We start from the raw sequence: 304 nt of genomic DNA, 5'->3' as shown, positions 1-304 counted from the left end.
ATCCCGCCTCCGAGAAGCTCGAAATCATCCGACTGGTCGAGCAATCGCACCAGCCGGTGAAAAGGACGCTGGAACAGATCGGCGTGTCGCGGCCAACCTTCTATCGCTGGTGCGATCTGTATCGCAGGTTCGGCGAAGCGGCACTGGAAGACCGGCGCCCCGGCTCGGGCCGCGTGTGGAACCGCATCCCTGCAGACGTGCGTGTTCAGGTTCTGGAAATGGCGCTCGATGACCCGGAACTCTCCCCGAGAGAACTCGCCACCAGGTTCACTGACGAACGCCGATACTTCGTCTCGGAAGCCAG

Annotated in this window: 1 protein-coding gene; it reads left to right on the top strand. The window is 62.2% G+C overall.

What is annotated here, in order from left to right:
- Positions 1–304 (top strand): helix-turn-helix domain-containing protein (locus tag ACXAH0_RS25225; protein ID WP_475196064.1); only part of this gene is annotated, 304 nt, incomplete at both ends.

It is taken from the genome of Roseibium sp. AWQ4_290 (assembly GCF_056160985.1).
The sequence above is the reverse complement of the archived record's forward strand: the minus strand, read 5'-3'. Positions and strand labels throughout refer to the sequence as shown.